Origin of the sequence: Pseudobacter ginsenosidimutans, from assembly GCF_007970185.1 — a bacterium.
GTDB classification, from domain to species: Bacteria; Bacteroidota; Bacteroidia; order Chitinophagales; family Chitinophagaceae; genus Pseudobacter; species Pseudobacter ginsenosidimutans.
The window spans coordinates 3,241,787-3,260,314 of the sequence record NZ_CP042431.1 but is presented as its reverse complement, the minus strand read 5'-3'; the positions used below and the strand labels follow the sequence as shown (position 1 = coordinate 3,260,314).

The following is an 18,528-nucleotide window of genomic DNA, read 5'->3' as shown; positions in this document are numbered from 1 at the left end:
AGATATGAAGATAACGCACATCGACATCTATCGTTTCAACATTCCCATGGAGCCATTCACCATTGCCACCGGCACCATGGATTGCTCACGCAATATGCTGCTTCGTGTACATACCGATACTGGCATCACCGGCATTGGAGAATGCTCTCCCTTTCCATTCATCGTTGGCGAAACGCAGGACACCTGTATAGCCATGGCCCGTGATTTCGCCAATGTATGGAAAGAAAAAGATCCGCTCGATATCCCTGCCAGGATGCAGGAACTGCACAGATGCACAGCTGGCAACTACACTGCCAAGAGCGCCTTCGATATGGCCCTCTATGATATTGCAGCAAAAGCCACCAATCAACCCTTGTACAAATTCCTGGGAGGAGAAGAGAGAACCGTTGAAACCGATATCACTATCGGTATCGACACTGCGGAAAAAATGGCTGCGCAGGCCCGCGAATTCAAAGCCGCCGGCGCCACGATGATCAAAGTGAAACTCGGCAAGCAACCGGCAGAGGACCTGGACAGGATCCGCAGCATCCGCTATGCTGTGGGAGATAAGATCGCATTACGTGTAGATGCCAACCAGGGCTGGACTTTCGATGAAGCATCACAGATGCTGAACTGGCTGGGAGACCTGAAGGTCCAGTTCTGTGAACAACCGATGCGCACCTGGTACAATGACCTGCTTCCCGCATTGCGCGAACAATCGCCCATTCCCATCATGGCAGATGAAAGTTGTTACACGCATCACGATGCCCGCCAGCAACTGAATTCAGGCTCCGCCGACTACCTCAATATCAAACTCGCGAAAGCAGGAGGCCTGCTGGAAGCCATGAAGATCCATGAAGTGGCGCAAAACGCAGGTGCAGCCTGTATGATCGGCGGCATGCTGGAAAGCAGGATCGGCGTTACCGCCAATCTTCATCTCGCCTATGCCTGCCCCGGTATCAGTTTCTTCGATCTCGACTCCGCTATGACCGGCCAGTTGATAGACCCCGTACAGGATGGCGTTATCTACGACGGATTCTTTTTGTCGGCCCCCGACCTGCCCGGCATCGGCGTTAGTGTTGATCCTGCCTTTCTGCATCAATGCGAATCAATTACAGTTTGATTGCAGCATCAGCAATATATCGATCATCAAAAACTAATTGCATATGAAACAAAACGCCATCGTATTGACCAATGGAATGCTGGCCGATGGTTCAGCCAAAACAGCGCATGGCCTTATCCGTGGGTCAGATCGATTTTCACTGTTGGGAGTGATCGATCATGAACATGCCGGGAAAGACGCCGGTGAAGTACTGGATGGTAAACACAGGAATATACCTGTATGGTCCTCAATCAACGCAGCACTGGCGCAACCGGTAAAGATAGATGCCTGCATCGTAGGCATCGCACCTGTTGGCGGCAAACTGCCCGCGGAACTGAAACTCATCCTGGAAGAATGTATCCGCAACGGCATCTCCATCATTAGCGGCCTGCATGATTTCATTTCCGATATGGAAGACATGTCCCTGCTCGCCAACCGATACCATGTAACGATCACCGATGTACGAAAACCAAAAAACAGGAATGAACTTCATTTCTGGAACGGAAAGATCTTTGAAGTACAATGCCCAATCATTGCTGTATTAGGCATGGAAACCAACCTCGGTAAACGCACCACTACCAGGATGCTGACAGAAGCCTGCAGACGCGAAGGCCTGAACGCACAAATGATCTTTACCGGACAAACCGGATGGATGCAGGATGGCGCTTACGGATTTGTGCTGGACAGCACCATCAATGATTTTGTAGCGGGCGAACTGGAACATGCCATCCATACCTGTTATCGCGAAACCAATCCTGACCTTATCCTGCTGGAAGGCCAGGCCGGCCTTCGCAATCCTTCAGGGCCCTGCGGCTCCGAATACCTTATCTCCGCCAATGCGAAAAAAACAGTACTGGTATTTGCTCCGAAGCGCACTTACTATGTAGATGATCCCTCCTGGGGGCCGCTGCCTTCCATTGAAAGCGAGATAGAACTGGTACGCATGTATGGAAGCGAAGTGATAGCACTGGCGCTGAACACTACAGGGTGCAGTACGGAAGAAGCTTTCGGATTCCAGCAAAAACTGGAACAGCAATTCGGCATTCCGGTATTACTGCCCATCCAGGAAGGTGTAGGAAAACTGGTACCCCTGCTTCGCCCGCTCGTGAACCAATAACAACCTGATTCCTCTATTTCAAATTAATCATTATGAAACTACGATTGACCAGCTACGTTATGTTATTACTGTTGATCCTGGCAACAGGCACAACAGTATTTGCAAAGCCAACCGCACCTCCCGCTTATGAAAGAATGGAAGTGCTCATCACCATGCGTGACGGCGTTAAGCTGAACACCGTGATCTTCACTATCCCCAACAGTTCAGAACCCCTTCCCTTTCTTTTTCTCCGCACTCCTTATGGCGTCAGCGGCTACCCTTCCCCCAACGAAATGATGAGTACCAAAGAGATGGCCAATGAAGGCTACATCTTCGTATTCCAGGATATCCGTGGCCGTTATAAGTCGGAAGGGAAATTTGAAATGATGCGGTTCACCCGCGACAAATCAAAACCCGGCGCCATCGATGAGAGCACAGACACTTACGATACCATCGAATGGCTTTTGAAAAACATAAAGGGCAATAATGGAAAAGTGGGCATGTTCGGCGTATCCTACAATGCATGGACCGCCATGCAGGGCGCTGTAGACCCGCATCCTGCACTCAAGGCCATTTCAGAGGAAGCCACACCAGCCGATATGTATCTCGGCGACGATTTCCACCACAATGGCGCATTCCGCCTCAGCTACGGATTTGAATATGCTTTCCGCGAAGAGATCAGCAAAACAGACTCTGCCTTCCCTTTTACCAAACTGGATACTTACGAATGGTATCTGCAACTCGGTGCCCTCTCCAATGTGAACAAAAAGCATTTCTACAACAAGATACCTTCCTGGAATAATTTTGTAAACCATCCCGACTACGATGATTTCTGGAAAAAACAAGCGCTGGCTTACAGGCTGGATTATCCACGCGTGGCTGTTCTTCATACCGCTGGTTGGTGGGACCAGGAAGATTTCTACGGTCCGCTGAAAGCTTATGAGCTGCTGGAAAAAAGAGACAGCAGTCATCGCAATTATTTTGTTGCCGGTCCCTGGAACCACGGCGGATGGGCAAGAGGAGATGGAAAAACATTAGGCAAGATCCGCTTCGATCAGCCTACTTCCGAACAGTATCGTGCAGAGATCCAGGCGCCCTGGTTTGCCTGGCACCTGAAAGGAAAAGGTGATGGCAAATTCCCCGAAGCACGCACTTTCCAGACAGGTTCCAATACATGGCAATCCTATAACAGCTGGCCTCCTCAACAGGCAAAAGCCACCAACCTGTACATGCATCCTGATGGAAAACTTTCTTTCACCAAACCTGCTGGTGGTGAGCAGGCATTCGATGCCTATGTTTCAGATCCCGCCAATCCTGTTCCCTATCGCCCACGTCCGATCGTACCTACCTATTCCGCTACTTCCACCTGGAGAACATGGCTGGTAGATGATCAGCGTTTTGTACATCACCGTCCCGATGTGCTCACCTGGGAAACAGAAGCACTGGAAGAAGAGATCACCATCACCGGGGAAGTATTCGCGAAATTATTTGCTTCCACTACAGGTTCCGATGCAGACTGGATCGTAAAACTGATAGATGTATATCCCGATCATTTTCCCGAAGAGCCACTCATGTCGGGCTACCAACTGATGATCTCCAATGATGTATTCCGCGGACGTTACAGGCAAAGCTTCGAAAAACCAACGGCCCTGCAACCGGGAAAAGTGAACAATTTCACCATCGATCTGCATGCAGCCAACCATGTATTCAAAAAAGGACATAAGATCATGGTACAGGTACAGAGCACCTGGTTCCCCATCATCGACAGGAATCCACAAACCTTCGTTCCGAATATTTTTGAAGCTAAAGACAGCGATTACAAAAAAGCGACACACAAAATATTCAGGAGTGCTTCGTTTCCATCGCATATTCAATTACCCCTGGTCAAATAATTCTCCATCATGAAACGTATATTTTTTCTCTCGCTTGCTTTCACCACAACAGCTTCAGCTGTGGTGGCTCAATCAGATCTCCAGCCTCCTCCCAATATCGATGCCGTGGTGCAAAATGCACTCAGTAGTTTTGAAGTACCTGGTATCAGCATTGCCATTGTGAAAAATGGAAAAGTAGTATTGGCGAAAGGATACGGCGTAAGACAATTAGGACAACCCAAATCCGTAGACGAACATACTTTGTTCCCAATTGCCTCCAATACCAAGGCTTTCACCGCAACAGCGCTGGCCTTGCTGGTGCAGGAAGGAAAGATCAAATGGGATGATCCCGTGATCGATCACCTGCCCTGGTTCCGCATGTCTGATCCTTTTGTTACAGCCAACATGACCATCCGCGATCTGCTGGTGCACCGCAGCGGATTACCTGCTTATGCAGGCGACCTTCTGCAGTTCCCGCCTACGGATTACAGTCGCGAAGCCATCGTGCGCAAACTGAAAGATATTCCGCTGGCCGCTTCATTCCGGAGTACTTATGCTTACGACAATATCCTATATCTCGCAGCAGGTGAAGTGATCAAAGCCGTGAGCGGCCAAAACTGGGAGGATTTTGTACAACAGCGCATACTCGACAAGGTGGGTATGAGGGAATCCGTTCTTCGATTTTCCAAACTGAAGCAGCAACCAAATCTCGCTACCTCACATGCTCCTGTGAATGGGAAAGTACAGGTCCTTGACAATTTCTTTGAACAGGGCTTTTCCGATGTATCGGCTCCTGCCGGCGGGATCGCTTCCAATGCTGTGGACATGGCTCAATGGATGCTGGTACAACTCGATTCAGGACGCGCCACCAATGGCAACCAGGTTTTCAAGCCTTCGGCTATCCATGAACTTTGGAAACTGGTCACACCCATGCCATTCGGCAAGGCGCAGGATGCTGTGAAGCCCGCCAATATGGACTTCCTGGGATATGCTTTAGGATTCAATGTGTTCAATTATCGTGGCGTAAAAGTAGTAGCGCATGGCGGAAAGCTGGATGGCTTTGTTTCCCGCATGACATTGTTCCCTGATCTCGATCTCGGCATTGCCGTTCTCACCAACCAGGAAGGCGGCGGCCCCTACGCAAGTATCACCAATACCATTGCCGACTATTATTTGAATGCACCATCCTTCAACTGGGTGGAAGGATATAAAAAGATAGCAGTCGCCAACCGGGACGCCATCCTGAAAAAGGAAAGCGGACAGGCGCAGCTGCGCAATACACAATCCAGCCCTTCACTTCCGCTGAGCGCTTATGCCGGAACCTATTCAGACAAATGGTATGGAGATGTGATCATTTCTCAGGAAAACAACAAATTTTCCATTCGCTTCGCTCATTCGCCACAGTTAGCAGGTGAGCTGGAGCACTGGCAATACAATACATTCATCGCCCGATGGAAGAACCGCGGCCTGAGGGCAGACGCCTACATCACTTTCTCCCTTCGCGCAGACGGCAGTATCGAACATGCCACCATGAAAGCCATCAGCGCACTCACAGACCCCAGCCACAACTTCCACGATCTTCTGCTGAAGCGGAAATAGACTACCGGCTAACATAGTGCAAAATTCAGGCAGGAATATCCAATTCCTGCCTGTTGCCATTATTTACATTAGTGCATAATCGGATATACAGTCCCTGAAAATTTTATTCCATTATGATGAGGTCAATGCTCCTATCCCTGGCCACTTTATTGCTGCTGTCAGGACCTTCCACATTGAAAGCGCAGGCGCAGCCGCCTGTGACGATCGTATCGAAACCCGTTGCCGGCGCTTTTCCCCTCGCAGGCAGCAACAATGCGGCTCCATTATTTTTCGATGCCGGTGAAACAAAAGTGATCGGCATCGCATCGAAAGCTTTCGCCGATGATGTTCAGCGCGTAACCGGCCTCAGACCGGCCATCCGGAATGATCAGCAACCGGTGGCAAAGTATGCGGTGATCGCAGGCACCATCGGCCAATCGAACCTGATCGATAAACTGATCAGCAGTAAAAAGATCTCTGTTGATAGCATTCGCAACAAATGGGAAACTTTCCTGATAGCCGTGGTGGACCAGCCATTCGCAGGCATGGAACAGGCGCTGGTAGTGGCTGGCAGCGACCGCCGCGGTACCGCCTTCGGCCTGTTTGAATTATCCGGAATGATGGGTGTATCGCCACTCTACTGGTGGGCAGATGTTCATCCGGAAAAAAAACAAGCCCTGTATATTACCAAAGGCAGCAGCCTGATCGGCCCGCCATCCGTGAAGTACAGGGGAATATTCATCAATGATGAAATGTGGGGATTGGCACAATGGTCTGCCAAACATCTCGACAAGGATGTTCAAAGCATCGGCCCCAAAACCTACGAGAAAGTTTTTGAGCTCCTGCTCAGACTGAAGGCCAATTATATCTGGCCTGCCATGTTTTATGAGACAAAACCTTTCTATTATTTTCCCGGCAATCCTCAAACCGCGGACGATTATGCCATCGTGGTTGGCTCCAGTCATTGTGAGCAAATGCTTCGAAACAATATCTCCGAATGGGATGTGTTCTTTGAAGAAGAATACAAAGAAAAGAAAGGAGCCTGGCGCTATGATCTCAACAAAACCCAGATACATCGTTACTGGAATGATCGTGTGAAGCAGTCGAAGAACTATGAATCAACTTACATGATCGGTATGCGCGGCGTGGGTGATTCCGATATGCCCGGATCTGCCACGAAAGAAGAAAAGATCGCACTCTGGAATAATATCGTCCGAGACCAGCGTGCTATGCTGGAAGAACATACAGGTAAGGCAGCCAGTGAAGTGCCACAATTGTTTTGCCCTTACAATGAAGTGCTGGATTGGTACAGAACAGGAAAAATGGAAATCCCCGAAGACATCAGTATGTTATGGGTAGACGATAATCATGGCTATGTTCGTCAATTACCTACCAGCAATGAGCAGCAAAGGACCGGAGGACATGGTATGTACTATCATTTCTCCTATCTCGGCCCTCCCGAAAGTTTCATCTGGTTATCCACTGTAGCTCCCGCACTCACGTCTTATGAAATGACCAAGTCCTACGCCTATGGCGCCGACAAGCTCTGGATCTTCAATGTGGGCGATATCAAACCGGCAGAAATGGAAATTGAACTGGCCATGGAAATGGCCTGGGATATCAACAAATGGACTCCCGAAAAAGCATATCTTTTCCCTCGTTACTGGGCAGCAAAAACATTCGGAGAAACCTGGGCAGATGAGATCGGGAAGATCAAGCATGAGTTCTTCCTGCTGGCGAATTCTGGCAAACCCGAATACATGATCAAAACGCCGGTAACAACAGAGGAAGCGGAAAACAAGATCCGCCGCTATGAACAACTGGCGAAAGCCACCACTACACTGGGCAAAAAAATCCCTTCACGTCTCAAAGATGCCTGGTATCAATTAATTGAATATCCTGTACTCGGATCTTATTACATGAACCAGAAATCCTGGTATGCACGGAAAAGTGTAATGCTTGCCAAATACGGCGATGCAGCTGCATTGCAATTTGCAGCTAAAGCAAAAAAGGCACACGAAGAGATCGGCAGGATCACCAGGAGATACAACAAGGAAATTGCAAATGGAAAATGGGATGGCATCATGGTGGAGCAGATCAAGGCACGTTGGTTCAATATGTCGATGCCCCCGGTTGCCACAGACAGCAGCCTGGCCGCTGCAAAGTCTCAACCACTGGTTGCTGCACCGGCAGAAGCTGTGCCATTTATGATCAGCGCTGCCAGCTATACTTCTAAAAAAGATAAACCAGGTTACACATTGAATGGTTTCAAAGGACTCGGCATTTCAGGAGAAGGGATCAGCATCATGCCTTTCACAGCTCCTCCAATCAGCGATAGTGCCGTGGAAAGTGCGCCATATCTCGAATATACAACCAGGTTAGTACTGGGCTATGCTACGATCCTTGCTAAATTCCTGCCTACTCATGCCATCAACAGCAAGTACAAATTGCGTTATGGCATTTCAGTGAATGGCAGTAAACCCCAGGTCATTAATATCGAAGGGGCAGATCAATGGCGCAAAGGCTGGAGCACGAATGTATTGAGAGGCTACAATGCCGGTGAGACCAAACACCGGATCACACAACCAGGAGAAAGCATCATCCGCATTTACCTGCTTGATCCCGGCCTGGTGCTGGATGAGCTCGCTATTTACTGATAGTAACCGCTTCCCTTTTATACTGAATAGACAAACGATCGCCTTCTGCAGAAGCTCCATCGGTTTGTCTATTCGCTTTTTATAACACCCGTCCCGGCAATAATCCGGTAAAACGTATCTATCATGCGTATACATCATTTACTTTATTCGGTCCTTGCCCTGGCTGCATTGCCTGTACAGGGGCAGGCCATCAAAACCAACAGCGATCATCAACCGAAATCTTCCCTGCATGTAATATTCCAGTCATCAGCCAATGCTTTTCCATTGGTAAGAAAAGGCCTGGCGGCGCCTATTTGTTACGATGCAAAAGATGCAGCTGTTGTTGGGATAGCAGCAACTGCACTTAAATCGGATATCAAACTGGTAACGGATATTGAGCCTGCAGTGCAAACCGATGCGCCTGCGCAGGAATATATGGTGATAGCAGGGACCATCGGTCAATCAGCCATGATCGATCAATTGATTGCTTCCAACAAACTGAAAGCAGAACGCGTACGCGGTCAATGGGAAACCTTCATCATCGCGGTGATCGATCAACCATTTCCCCGGGTAAAACAGGCACTTGTCATTGCCGGCAGCGACAGGCGGGGAACAGCTTTCGGCATCTTTGAATTGTCTGCCATGATCGGCGTTTCTCCTTTTTACTGGTGGGCCGATGTTCGGCCGGAAAAGAAAAAGGAATTGTATCTGGCGCCCGGTACAGCCATCATCGGGCCTCCATCCGTCAAATACCGCGGCATCTTCATCAATGATGAAAAATGGGGGCTTGTTTCCTGGTCAAACAAAAACACGAAAGATGGACAGAATAATCTCGGCCCCGCTGTTTACGGAAAAGTGTTTGAGCTGTTGCTGCGCCTCAAAGCCAATTATTGCTGGCCTGCCATGTATTATGGCACAACAGCTTTCTATAACACACCTGCCAATCCGAAGCTGGCGAATGATTATGCCATTGTGATCGGCTCTTCACATTGCGAGCAGATGCTTCGCAATAATTTGTTCGAATGGTCTGTGAATTTCGAGAAAGAGTACAATGAAAAACGAGGGCCCTGGCGATACGACCTGAACAAAGACCAGATCCATCGTTACTGGGAAGACCGTGTTGCGCAATCCAGGAATTATGAATCCACTTACATGATCGGCATGCGTGGCGTGGGTGATTCAGAAATGCCAGGGCCGGCCTCACGTGAAGAAAAAATAAAATTATGGAATAGCATCGTGAAAGACCAACGGGCGATGCTGGAGAAATATATTCAGCAACCAGCCTCGCAGGTACCGCAAACTTTTTGTCCGTATAACGAAGTATTGGATATGTACCGCACTGGTCAGCTGGAATTGCCGGACGATGTTACGATGGTTTGGGTAGACGATAATCATGGCTATGTAAGGCAACTGCCTGTTCCGGAAAAACAATCAAGGTCCGGTGGACATGGGATGTATTATCATTTCTCCTATCTCGGTGAACCGGAAGCCTATATCTGGTTATCCAGCATCTCTCCAATGCTGACCGCATTCGAAATGAAAAAATCATACGATCTCGGCATATCTCAACTATGGATAGTAAATGTAGGTGATATCAAGCCGGCGGAACTGGAAACAGCATTCTTCATGGAGATGGCATGGGATATCGAAAAATGGACACCTGAAAATGCGCATAAGTATCTGCGTAAGTGGGCAGCAGGGATATTTGGACATGCATTGGCTGATGAAATTGCACAGATCAAAGCGCAGTATTATGAGTTGGCGGCCTCCGGAAAACCGGATCAGCTACTGAATATCCCTTTCCGAACTGATGAAGCGGACCAACGTATCGGACGCTATCGTTCGCTGGCTGCAAAAACGATCGCACTGGGAAAGAAAATCCCTGATCGCTTACAGGATGCCTGGTTCCAGCTGGTCCAGTATCCCGTGCTGGGCGCATCATGGATGAATCAGCAAACGCTGTATGCAGCCCGCAGCCTGTCATTGGCCAGGCAGGGAGATAAGCACTATGCTCATTATTCAAAACTGGCAAAAGCGGCTCATGATAGTATTTTGACTATCACAGTGCATTATCACAAAGGCATTGCAGGTGGCAAATGGGATGGCATGATGAATACTACTGCAAAAGAGATCACCAACCGGTTCTTCAATTATGCTGCACCTGTTGTTGGAACGGATAGCCTGTATCGTGCAGTTATTGCCGGCAGAAAAATAACTGCATCAAAAGACATGGCAGCAATACCTAAACCGCTGCTAAGCATCGGCGCAAAGGACTTTTTCATGAAGAAAGAAATGAACGGTTATCGTCTGACCAATATCCGCGGATTAGGTATTACAGGAAATGGTCTGGCGCTGCTCCCATTTACCGCCGCCTCCGTGAAGGGCAATACCGTGGAAGGCGCATCCTGGGTGGAATACAGGGGTAAAGTGCCGCCAGGAAATTACACTGTGAGAGCAAAGCTCCTACCTACACATGCATTGAATGCTGAACATGGACTACGTTACGCCATTTCTGTGAATGGATCCTTACCTGAATTTGTTAATCTCGATGGGCAGGGAGAGCACTGGAGCCAGCGCTGGGGCAATAACGTTATACAAGGCTTCATGTCAGGCACTACCAGGCATTATTTTCATTCATCCATTCCGGCCACGATCAGGATCTACCTGCTGGATCCGGGCCTGGTACTGAACGAACTGACCATTGAAGAATGATCAAAAACCAGGGCGCCGCAGAACCCATCTTTGAAGAATGGATGCTGCGGCGCTCCCTGGTTTTCCTACCTGATTCGAAACGGCTTAATGCACCCTCAGGTAGTCAAGCCCGAAATAAGCTGTCTTCTTTTCATTGGGTCTTGCATCAGTGATCTCCACTTCCAGCAGGTTCTCCCCTTTCCTGATCCTGAAATTGCCCAGGTACAACATCTTCACTTTTGTTTTTTCTTCGTGACCATCAAAGGTGATTGCAACAGGTTGGCCGTTCAGTTTCATTTTCACTTTTCCATAATCCGGAGCGCTGGTGAGGCGGGCGCTCAGGTGGAATTGCCCTTCTTCCTCTGATACAAATTTCAGCACCATCTTATCACCGGGCTTTCCTTCAGACCAGAATGCCTGTGTATTATCGCTCCAATCGTATCCCTTCAGATTCTGGTAAGTGAGTTTGCCCCCGGAAACACTCACCAGTTCCATATTCTCCCCTTCCACTTTTCCATGATTGATTGTAGGAGAAACGATATCTGAGCGTTTGATCACCACCGGTAGTTTGGCAGTAGCGATTTCAGGTTTGATATTGGTAGTTCCGCCAGGTTGCATATACCAATAAGTTACCGGCGCATAATTGATCAGGGCCCTTCCCCAGTGCCAGAGCTCCATATCGAAGGTCAATTGCTTGTTGAAAGGAATGGCATCAAGATTGCGGTAGCGCATATTCACAGTGAATCCTGGCGTGAAATTGCCGCTGCCATCGGGTTGTGCGATGAAAGGATGGTTGGAGAATTTTTCCGGGCGGCACCAGGCATAGCCATAATAATCTTCAGTGCCGGTTCCGATATGGGAAGGGAATTTTTCACCATCGATATAAACTTTTTCATCGCCTTCTCCCCACCAGCGATGAATGGTATTGAACAAAGTAAGTCCATCGCCTGCATACACACCTTTTCCTTTCAATTGCACATAGTTCACATCGAAGGGCTCGCCTGTTGCTTCCATGTTCTTCACTTCGCCGGTGAATACATTGGTGTACTGACGCCAGTTAGCACCAAAGTGCATGGATCGGTCGTCCCATTTCCAGGGAGCTGTCTCAATCAGTCCTTCCACCTGCACAGATGCATCTTGCAGATTGTGCAGTGTAAGCGTTGCTTCTTTTTGGAAGGGCATTACCCACCAGGTTTCCATGGTTCCGTTGTTGTTCACCTGTGAATACCAGGTATTGGAATAACGAACCTGGTAACCGGTTCCAAAGAAATCGCCCGCAGGCACCCATACGGTTTGTTCTCCATCGAATTTGAACGAAACGATGGTGCTGCGCAAAGCCTGCTCCAGGTTGGCAGCCGACAATTTCAAGCGGAAATGCCTGACTGCGTTTGACCCTGATGGTAAGTTGATGGTGGAAGATTGCCCGGCTGCAATTGTAGTATTGATATTGACCGGATTGAGTGAGAGGCCCTGCAAACCTTTGTCGCGTGTAGACAGTTTTTCCTGTACTGATTGCAGCAGCGCCTGGTGTTTCTTCAGGTCTTTTAGTGAAAAGCTGGTAACGGAAGCCTGTTGATAAGTACGGTAGTTGATATTGTAATACACGGCCTCGCCTTTTTTGGCGCCGTAGTCGGTGATATTATTGGTTTCGTAAGTGATCCTGCAGCTTTTGGCGTATGGGATGGGCAGATAGAGATTGTGCCCGCGCATAGAGTATTTCACGCTATCGCTTACTGATGCAGCCAATGGACCATTCACGAGGGCAGTTCCACTGATCACTTCTTTGGCTGATCCCTGGATCACTGGTTCAGGTTTCCCATCGAGATAGAACCGAAGGATCCCATCACCGCTATTGGAGCCGGAGAAGGTCATCCAGAAGCGGACGATAGCGCCGGGTCCTGTGGTATCGAAAAGTACATACTCTTTTCTTCCTTTATCTGAATCGAGACGAATGAACATGGAGCGGTCCCAATTGGCGTACCAGCTGGAATCCCCCGGAACCGTGGTAGCACGGTCGTAGCTGCTGAACTGGGCCAGCGTGTAGGCCTGCGAAGGATAACGGGCGATGGCCTCTCTGTCTGCCATTTCGCGGAGCAGTGATTCAAAATTGACTTGTTGCGCCTGGATGGATACTGTAAAACAAGAAAAGAGGAATAAACAAATGGCAATCGTGCAGGTCTTTTTCATATACATAGTAATACTATTTTATTGATGTGGGGGTTGGTATGGAAATGGCGGAGGGCAACGCTTTCCCGCTTTTGTGAAGTAAAAGTAGACGGGGACAATGTAAGAAGTTGATGTAGGATTAGCAGGATTTTGTACCGGATTAGCACCGGTGTTTGCAAAGCAGCCCTGGCAGCCACGGACCACAGACTACCTGCGAACCCGGGAAAGTTTTTTGAATTTCTTTTTTAAATAACAGGAATTTCACTATTTTTGCCACCCATTTGGAGAAATGCTGTACGAATTGATTATCAATTGATCTGCGGCGTGAACTGAATGAAACGCCGGGGTAGCTCAGGCGGTTAGAGCGCAGGATTCATAACCCTGAGGTCACGAGTTCAACTCTCGTCCCCGGTACCAGAAAAAAGACACAAAAGCCGCTACTACAGCGGCTTTTGTGCGTTAATAAAATTCTATTTATATAACTGAGACAAAAGCAAAAGCTTCCGGCATGAACCGGAAGCTTTTGTTATTTCAGGTGCATTGCTAATCTATTGCTACCGGGTGCGTATTATCATACACCCGAATTGAAACCGTTTTATTCTCTGCAGTAGCTTTTATGGTAAAGTTTTCCTCCCAGCCAGCATTCCACAATTCAATGTTTTTCAGGATCCAGTTACCACTCCGGTCTGCAGTTAGCTTAAACTTCCTGTTCATTCTATTTATTGGCCCGGCTCCTTTGCTTACTTTTTGCCGGCTATCACGTGCAGTTTTATAATAGGTGCTACTGATATGGAGAACAACTACGGAGCCAGGCCTTGCTTTACCATAGACCTTATACTCTCCACGTACTTTCTGATTATTTTTTGGGAACAGTATTGAAAGTTCCCTGTTTTTTTCAATACCTGCTAGTACAAGACTGCTATCAGCCCTGCTTTTCTCAACACTACCGCTACCTGCCAGGCATAAACAACTAATTAATAATAAAACCTGCATATCGATTTGTTTGACGGATGAGATAATAAATTGACCGCATCATTCAGAACGCAGCGCGTAAGCAATCCTCCAGGATAATTCAATACTTCTTGTTGGTGATGGCGCATCTGCATATTGTGTTGCAGAGATCATAAAAGCATTGTTCCTGATCTCCACAAAACGTTTGATGCCACCCATATGATAAACAAGTGCTTTCGTTAGCGTTGTGAAGCATGGAGGCACTTTACACTTCGCTTCAATTTTTATGGTAGAAAGCTGGGGAACTAATTTGTAATTGTTCAGCAGCTTATCATTACGGAAAATCCTCAGGCCATTTTTCGTGGATATTCTTACGATATCTCCCTTTTTCAAATCCAGCACATTATCATCCACTCCAATTACTGTAAACTCCTTCTCTACCGGAAAAGGATCTGTAGGTTTGGCATCGCTGACAATGATCTTATTGGTAGTCTTTTCTTTTTTCAGATTTGCAAAGTACTCCGGATAATCACCCTGTGCTGCTTCCGGGAAATCATCCGGCTTATATCCGGCAGCCACAAAGGGTTTAAAGCCCTGCTTAATTGAAAACCTGGTTGGAAAACTGGCCACCATTTTACAGGAATCGTTGTAATACTTAGTACTGGCGGGTTCATTCATATTACAACCGATCGATGCCTGCGAATGCAATACATACAAGATCTTTCCATTCTCCATTGTGTATGTTTTCCGGAATTGTTTGGCTCCAATTGAAGCCCGTATAACTTTTCCCGGAGGAGCAGTAAGTTTTTTTATGCACTCAGGAAGTACAACAGAGTCGGAGTTCAGCAAATTACCATCGGAAGTATTCTTTGCTGGCAGTTCCAATCCACTCCCCAAACCATTTATTGCAAATAGTAAAAACACAGCAAAGAGTGGGAAATACAATCTGTTTTCCATAGTATAATATTTACCCTGTTTCAGTATCGATTTTTGTTAGAATTCCAACAACCTGGCATGAACAAGTTCCATCTGGCTTCCGACAATATATCCTCCCTTTACCACTTTAGTTACTGTAAACTTTTTGTCAACAGTATAAACACTTTGGGAATGTTTAAACTGAATATCATATCCTCCACTTACCGGCATCATTTTTCCCAGGTAACGTTTATTATCCGCTTTAAAAGTGGCAATCACAACATATTGGTTTTTTAGCGGAGCTGTAGACAGATCGCATGGAGCAGGGTCTGCCATATAAACATTAATTATAAAAACCGACCCTGCCTTATAACCTCCACCTTTACTGGATCTTACTGCTGCCTGCATGATTGCAGCAGAACCTTTGTCTGCCGTTTTAAAATCAGTTAGCTGATACACGGAATTGGAATGAAGGAACCGGCAACTGAAATCAGTTCCATTTACAGACAACACTTCAGCCACATAAACTGTATTTCCCTCTAGCTGGGGAGTACACAAAACAAACATGCCTTTTTCCAGTTGCCTGCCGGAAATCCTCTCTTCACATTGGGCTTGCGTAACAAGAGTCCATCCCATCAACGCAACAATAGTTAATAAGATCTTCATCACTGATAAATAAATTAATTGATTAAGTAATTATTGTGCTGGTGGTCTTTGCGCCACTTTTACAGTATAGTTGAAACTGAAGATCCTCCCATTGATATGCACCGGCACATCAAACGTGGAAATACTACCAATATCTTTGAGTCGTTTATCACTTCTCTGTTTCTGGTTATTCTCATTTTTACTGCCGCCAACACTCGTGCGATAGGTAACTATCCGTTGCGTCTCCACCCTGAACATCGGGTTCTGTTCGTATTCATCATTGCTGATGGTGTACCTGCGGGTTGCATCCCCTATCCGGTGAGGTTGCCTGAAATCTATATGCGGCGGGGTCTGGCAGCCCTGCCAGCCTTCCATCCAGCAAATGATCGGCTTGTCCAAACCAGCATTTTCGTTCTTCCATTGTCCGTTCACCGAAACACCTACCGATTGTGAAATACCCAGCTTGGCGCTCTCTCTTTTGTTATTGCTGATGCTATTGAGTGTAACGGTAATGTCCCATGGCTGCGGTGCTGCGGCGGCAGGTGGTTTGGGAACGCATTGCTGGTAATTGATATTACTGGCAACACTTTCCCAGCGCATTCCTATATCCCGCATATTCTTGAAAGTATATTCGATGGGCACCGCTGCCTGCGAAGAAGTACTTGTCATCCACTGGTTGATGGTGGCCTGTACAGATGCAGCTGTAGGATTCGGGATCGTGATCACATCACCATTGCCTCCGATAAACAACAAGCGAACAGTGGTTTTGGCCCGGCTCATTTTATCTACAATGCCTAAACCAAGATTTGCTGAAACACCAAACCCATCATAAGAGGCTTTAGCACCCACTTCCATATGTTCCTGGTCCAGCTCCGTTTCGATGATACCTATCACACGCCTTCCATAGGTTACGGACGACATGTATACGTTTTCGTTTTTTGCATTCTCTGATTCATCTACATAGAAACCTCCTGTTGCATTATCCGGACGGTTGGCAGTGATCACATAATTCTTTTGTTTGGCATCGATGCTCATGTAAGTTTTCTTACTATCGTATTTCAAACCAAATTTTGCACTGGCCTTGAAACCATATCCACCACCACCCGCTTCAACATTGAGTGCGAACGTGGCCTCATTCACGATAGTTTGCACATAGATTTCAGTACTCAGGTTATTCGCTTGTTTAGGCAAAGAATATTTAAGCTTACCTGCCGCTTCATCGAGATTATTCTTAGTGGGATCTTCCACCAATAGCTGCTTCCCGTTTCCACTGCTGGAAGACACCTGCAAAATGATGGGATTACGCTTTGATCTATTATGAGGCGGCTGAGTGTTGTTCTTGATATAGTCGTTGTAGTTGTAAGCCGCGCCGGGATAGGTGTGAGACATTTTATCGGCAAGCGGCGCATCAAAACTTTCCGACTCGGGGCTCAGGGAAATACTATAGGCAGTACAGATAAGCCCGTTGTCTTCTTTGGTTCCCCTGTTTCTTGCTTTTGGATTTCTGCCGGCACTCACGGTAGACCTCACACGATCGAGCGGTTCAATGTAAGTAGTTATTTTAGTGCCTCCAACTGTAGCAATGATGGGAGTTCCCCTCAATACATTTGGAATATTGCCATTCATTTCTTTGGAAAGATCAGTTCCTGTCAGCTTTTTCCCGGAAGTCTCCACCTTTTTTTCTCCCTTCTTATCTGCATTGGGCTTCGTTACAGTTTTATCCAGGACTTTAGGCTTTGTAACAATTTTTGTTTCTTTCGAAATTTGGGCGTTGGTGGTCAGGCTGACCATCACCAGAAAGATCAGTAAGGCAATTCTCATATGGTATGAAACTTCAACTTTGATAAATAGAAATGTCTGCGCCAAAAGTATGCGCAAATCGTGCCAGGGAGATAGTACAAACGCGACAAGTTTGGGAATCAGGGATTGTTATCCCTGTAGTGAATGGTCAGGAAAGAGCAGCATACTAGAGGAATTGCCATTCATATCCAGCTCGCCCGGATTGAATGCAGCGAAAGTTCTGAAATCGCGGATCAGATGCATTTGATCATAATAGCCACAACGCATGGAGATCTCACTCCATGTCAATTGAGGAAGTGAAGTCCTCATCCGGTAAGCTGTAGTAAATCGCACCAGTTTCGAATAGTGCTTGGGCGACATACCGAAATGATCCAGGAACCTTCTTTGCAATTGCCGGATACTCATGCAGGCAATAGAGGCGATATCATGGATGGGAATATTGCCGTTGCTGCACAGCAATTTTTCAAAGGCATAATCAATTGGCTGCACCGGTGTTGCATTGGCAACCCTGGCCAGCAGGAATAATTCCACCAGGTTAATTTTTTCGGCCAGCGGCTCAGCATTGAGAATCTGTTCAAAAAGATCTCCAAAATCCTTATTCAGCACATCTCTTGCGTTGTAGCAGTCATTTTTAAAAAGCGGCATAGGAATTTTGAACAGCCTGAAAAAACCGCCATGTCTGAATTTGACCATGATCGCTTTCATGGTCTTTCCTTTCAATTCAGTTTTGTCTAATTGCGGGGGGATGATAGTGGTTGTATGCGCCTCAACAAATCCATTCGTCTTTACGGTCCTTACCATAAAGTCAGTCTCATATTCAAAACTCAGGAAGCATTCATGATTGGGCAGGCTGGTTTGCAAAAATTCTCCGGCATCATCAACGCCTCTGTTGACGCACATGATCACCTCTACGAATTGACTGAGGGCGGGATGTACCTTGTGAAATGCAACATTCATCTCGTAATAAAAATAACGAAATCCGGGACTTACAAACGCAAATCCCGATATTACCCAGATGCCCCAGTCGTCTTTATTGTTCCATCGGAAAAGGCAGATATACTTTCGCCCCTTACTGCCAGTTCATTATTTGATCGAGAT

At 47.2% G+C, this 18,528-nt stretch carries 12 protein-coding genes and 1 tRNA gene; 7 read left to right on the top strand and 6 right to left on the bottom strand.

From position 1 onward, the window contains the following. Window positions 1-4: 4 nt before the first annotated feature. The 6 genes from FSB84_RS13165 (at window position 5) to FSB84_RS13140 (ending at window position 10,974) form a co-directional block, all read left to right on the top strand. On the top strand, window positions 5-1,102 hold the full coding sequence (locus FSB84_RS13165; RefSeq protein WP_130544487.1) for a mandelate racemase/muconate lactonizing enzyme family protein: 1,098 nt from the start codon (window positions 5-7) through the stop codon (window positions 1,100-1,102). A 43-nt stretch (window positions 1,103-1,145) separates the two neighbouring features. Further along, a complete protein-coding gene (locus FSB84_RS13160; protein WP_130544488.1) occupies window positions 1,146-2,198 on the top strand; it encodes a DUF1611 domain-containing protein in 1,053 nt (350 codons plus the stop codon). A 32-nt stretch (window positions 2,199-2,230) separates the two neighbouring features. Beyond that, entirely contained in the window at window positions 2,231-4,069 is a 1,839-nt protein-coding gene (locus FSB84_RS13155) for a CocE/NonD family hydrolase (protein ID WP_207234360.1), read from the top strand. Between the two features lie 9 nt (window positions 4,070-4,078). After that, window positions 4,079-5,647 (top strand): serine hydrolase, encoded by a 1,569-nt coding sequence (locus tag FSB84_RS13150; RefSeq protein WP_130544489.1) that lies wholly within the window; start codon window positions 4,079-4,081, stop codon window positions 5,645-5,647. Window positions 5,648-5,760: 113 nt separating this feature from the next. Beyond that, window positions 5,761-8,283 carry a glycosyl hydrolase 115 family protein gene (locus tag FSB84_RS13145; RefSeq protein WP_130544490.1) on the top strand — a complete coding sequence of 841 codons (2,523 nt, stop codon included), beginning with the start codon at window positions 5,761-5,763 and terminating at the stop codon, window positions 8,281-8,283. Window positions 8,284-8,406: 123 nt separating this feature from the next. Then, window positions 8,407-10,974 carry a glycosyl hydrolase 115 family protein gene (locus tag FSB84_RS13140; RefSeq protein WP_130544491.1) on the top strand — a complete coding sequence of 856 codons (2,568 nt, stop codon included), beginning with the start codon at window positions 8,407-8,409 and terminating at the stop codon, window positions 10,972-10,974. Between the two features lie 84 nt (window positions 10,975-11,058). Here FSB84_RS13140 and FSB84_RS13135 read toward each other — a convergent pair whose 3' ends face one another. Further along, window positions 11,059-13,140 (bottom strand): glycoside hydrolase family 172 protein, encoded by a 2,082-nt coding sequence (locus FSB84_RS13135; protein WP_158643888.1) that lies wholly within the window; start codon window positions 13,138-13,140, stop codon window positions 11,059-11,061. Between the two features lie 319 nt (window positions 13,141-13,459). Here FSB84_RS13135 and FSB84_RS13130 point away from each other — a divergent pair. After that, a tRNA-Met gene (locus FSB84_RS13130) sits at window positions 13,460-13,536 on the top strand. Between the two features lie 126 nt (window positions 13,537-13,662). Here the strand turns inward: FSB84_RS13130 and FSB84_RS13125 are convergent. From FSB84_RS13125 to FSB84_RS13105, 5 genes are all read right to left on the bottom strand, one after another. Continuing rightward, window positions 13,663-14,112, bottom strand: coding sequence for a hypothetical protein (locus tag FSB84_RS13125; RefSeq protein WP_130544493.1), 450 nt, complete (start codon window positions 14,110-14,112; stop codon window positions 13,663-13,665). A 39-nt stretch (window positions 14,113-14,151) separates the two neighbouring features. Further along, entirely contained in the window at window positions 14,152-15,027 is an 876-nt protein-coding gene (locus tag FSB84_RS13120) for a cupin domain-containing protein (RefSeq protein WP_130544494.1), read from the bottom strand. Between the two features lie 36 nt (window positions 15,028-15,063). Next, window positions 15,064-15,654: a hypothetical protein gene (locus FSB84_RS13115; RefSeq protein WP_147122161.1), complete on the bottom strand. Its 591-nt coding sequence runs from the start codon at window positions 15,652-15,654 to the stop codon at window positions 15,064-15,066. A gap of 27 nt (window positions 15,655-15,681) precedes the next feature. Beyond that, window positions 15,682-17,451, bottom strand: coding sequence for a thiol-activated cytolysin family protein (locus tag FSB84_RS13110; protein WP_130544496.1), 1,770 nt, complete (start codon window positions 17,449-17,451; stop codon window positions 15,682-15,684). 108 nt (window positions 17,452-17,559) lie between these two features. After that, entirely contained in the window at window positions 17,560-18,387 is an 828-nt protein-coding gene (locus tag FSB84_RS13105) for a helix-turn-helix domain-containing protein (RefSeq protein ID WP_130544497.1), read from the bottom strand. Window positions 18,388-18,528 lie beyond the last annotated feature (141 nt).

Bases quoted from the DNA above. Each gene is read 5' to 3' on its own strand.
- FSB84_RS13165 (WP_130544487.1), top strand. From the start codon at position 5: ATGAAGATAACGCACATCGACATCTATCGTTTCAACATTCCCATGGAG.
- FSB84_RS13160 (WP_130544488.1), top strand. From the start codon at position 1,146: ATGAAACAAAACGCCATCGTATTGACCAATGGAATGCTGGCCGATGGT.
- FSB84_RS13155 (WP_207234360.1), top strand. From the start codon at position 2,231: ATGAAACTACGATTGACCAGCTACGTTATGTTATTACTGTTGATCCTG.
- FSB84_RS13150 (WP_130544489.1), top strand. From the start codon at position 4,079: ATGAAACGTATATTTTTTCTCTCGCTTGCTTTCACCACAACAGCTTCA.
- FSB84_RS13145 (WP_130544490.1), top strand. From the start codon at position 5,761: ATGATGAGGTCAATGCTCCTATCCCTGGCCACTTTATTGCTGCTGTCA.
- FSB84_RS13140 (WP_130544491.1), top strand. From the start codon at position 8,407: ATGCGTATACATCATTTACTTTATTCGGTCCTTGCCCTGGCTGCATTG.
- FSB84_RS13135 (WP_158643888.1), bottom strand. From the start codon at position 13,140: ATGAAAAAGACCTGCACGATTGCCATTTGTTTATTCCTCTTTTCTTGT.
- FSB84_RS13125 (WP_130544493.1), bottom strand. From the start codon at position 14,112: ATGCAGGTTTTATTATTAATTAGTTGTTTATGCCTGGCAGGTAGCGGT.
- FSB84_RS13120 (WP_130544494.1), bottom strand. From the start codon at position 15,027: ATGGAAAACAGATTGTATTTCCCACTCTTTGCTGTGTTTTTACTATTT.
- FSB84_RS13110 (WP_130544496.1), bottom strand. From the start codon at position 17,451: ATGAGAATTGCCTTACTGATCTTTCTGGTGATGGTCAGCCTGACCACC.
- FSB84_RS13105 (WP_130544497.1), bottom strand. From the start codon at position 18,387: ATGAATGTTGCATTTCACAAGGTACATCCCGCCCTCAGTCAATTCGTA.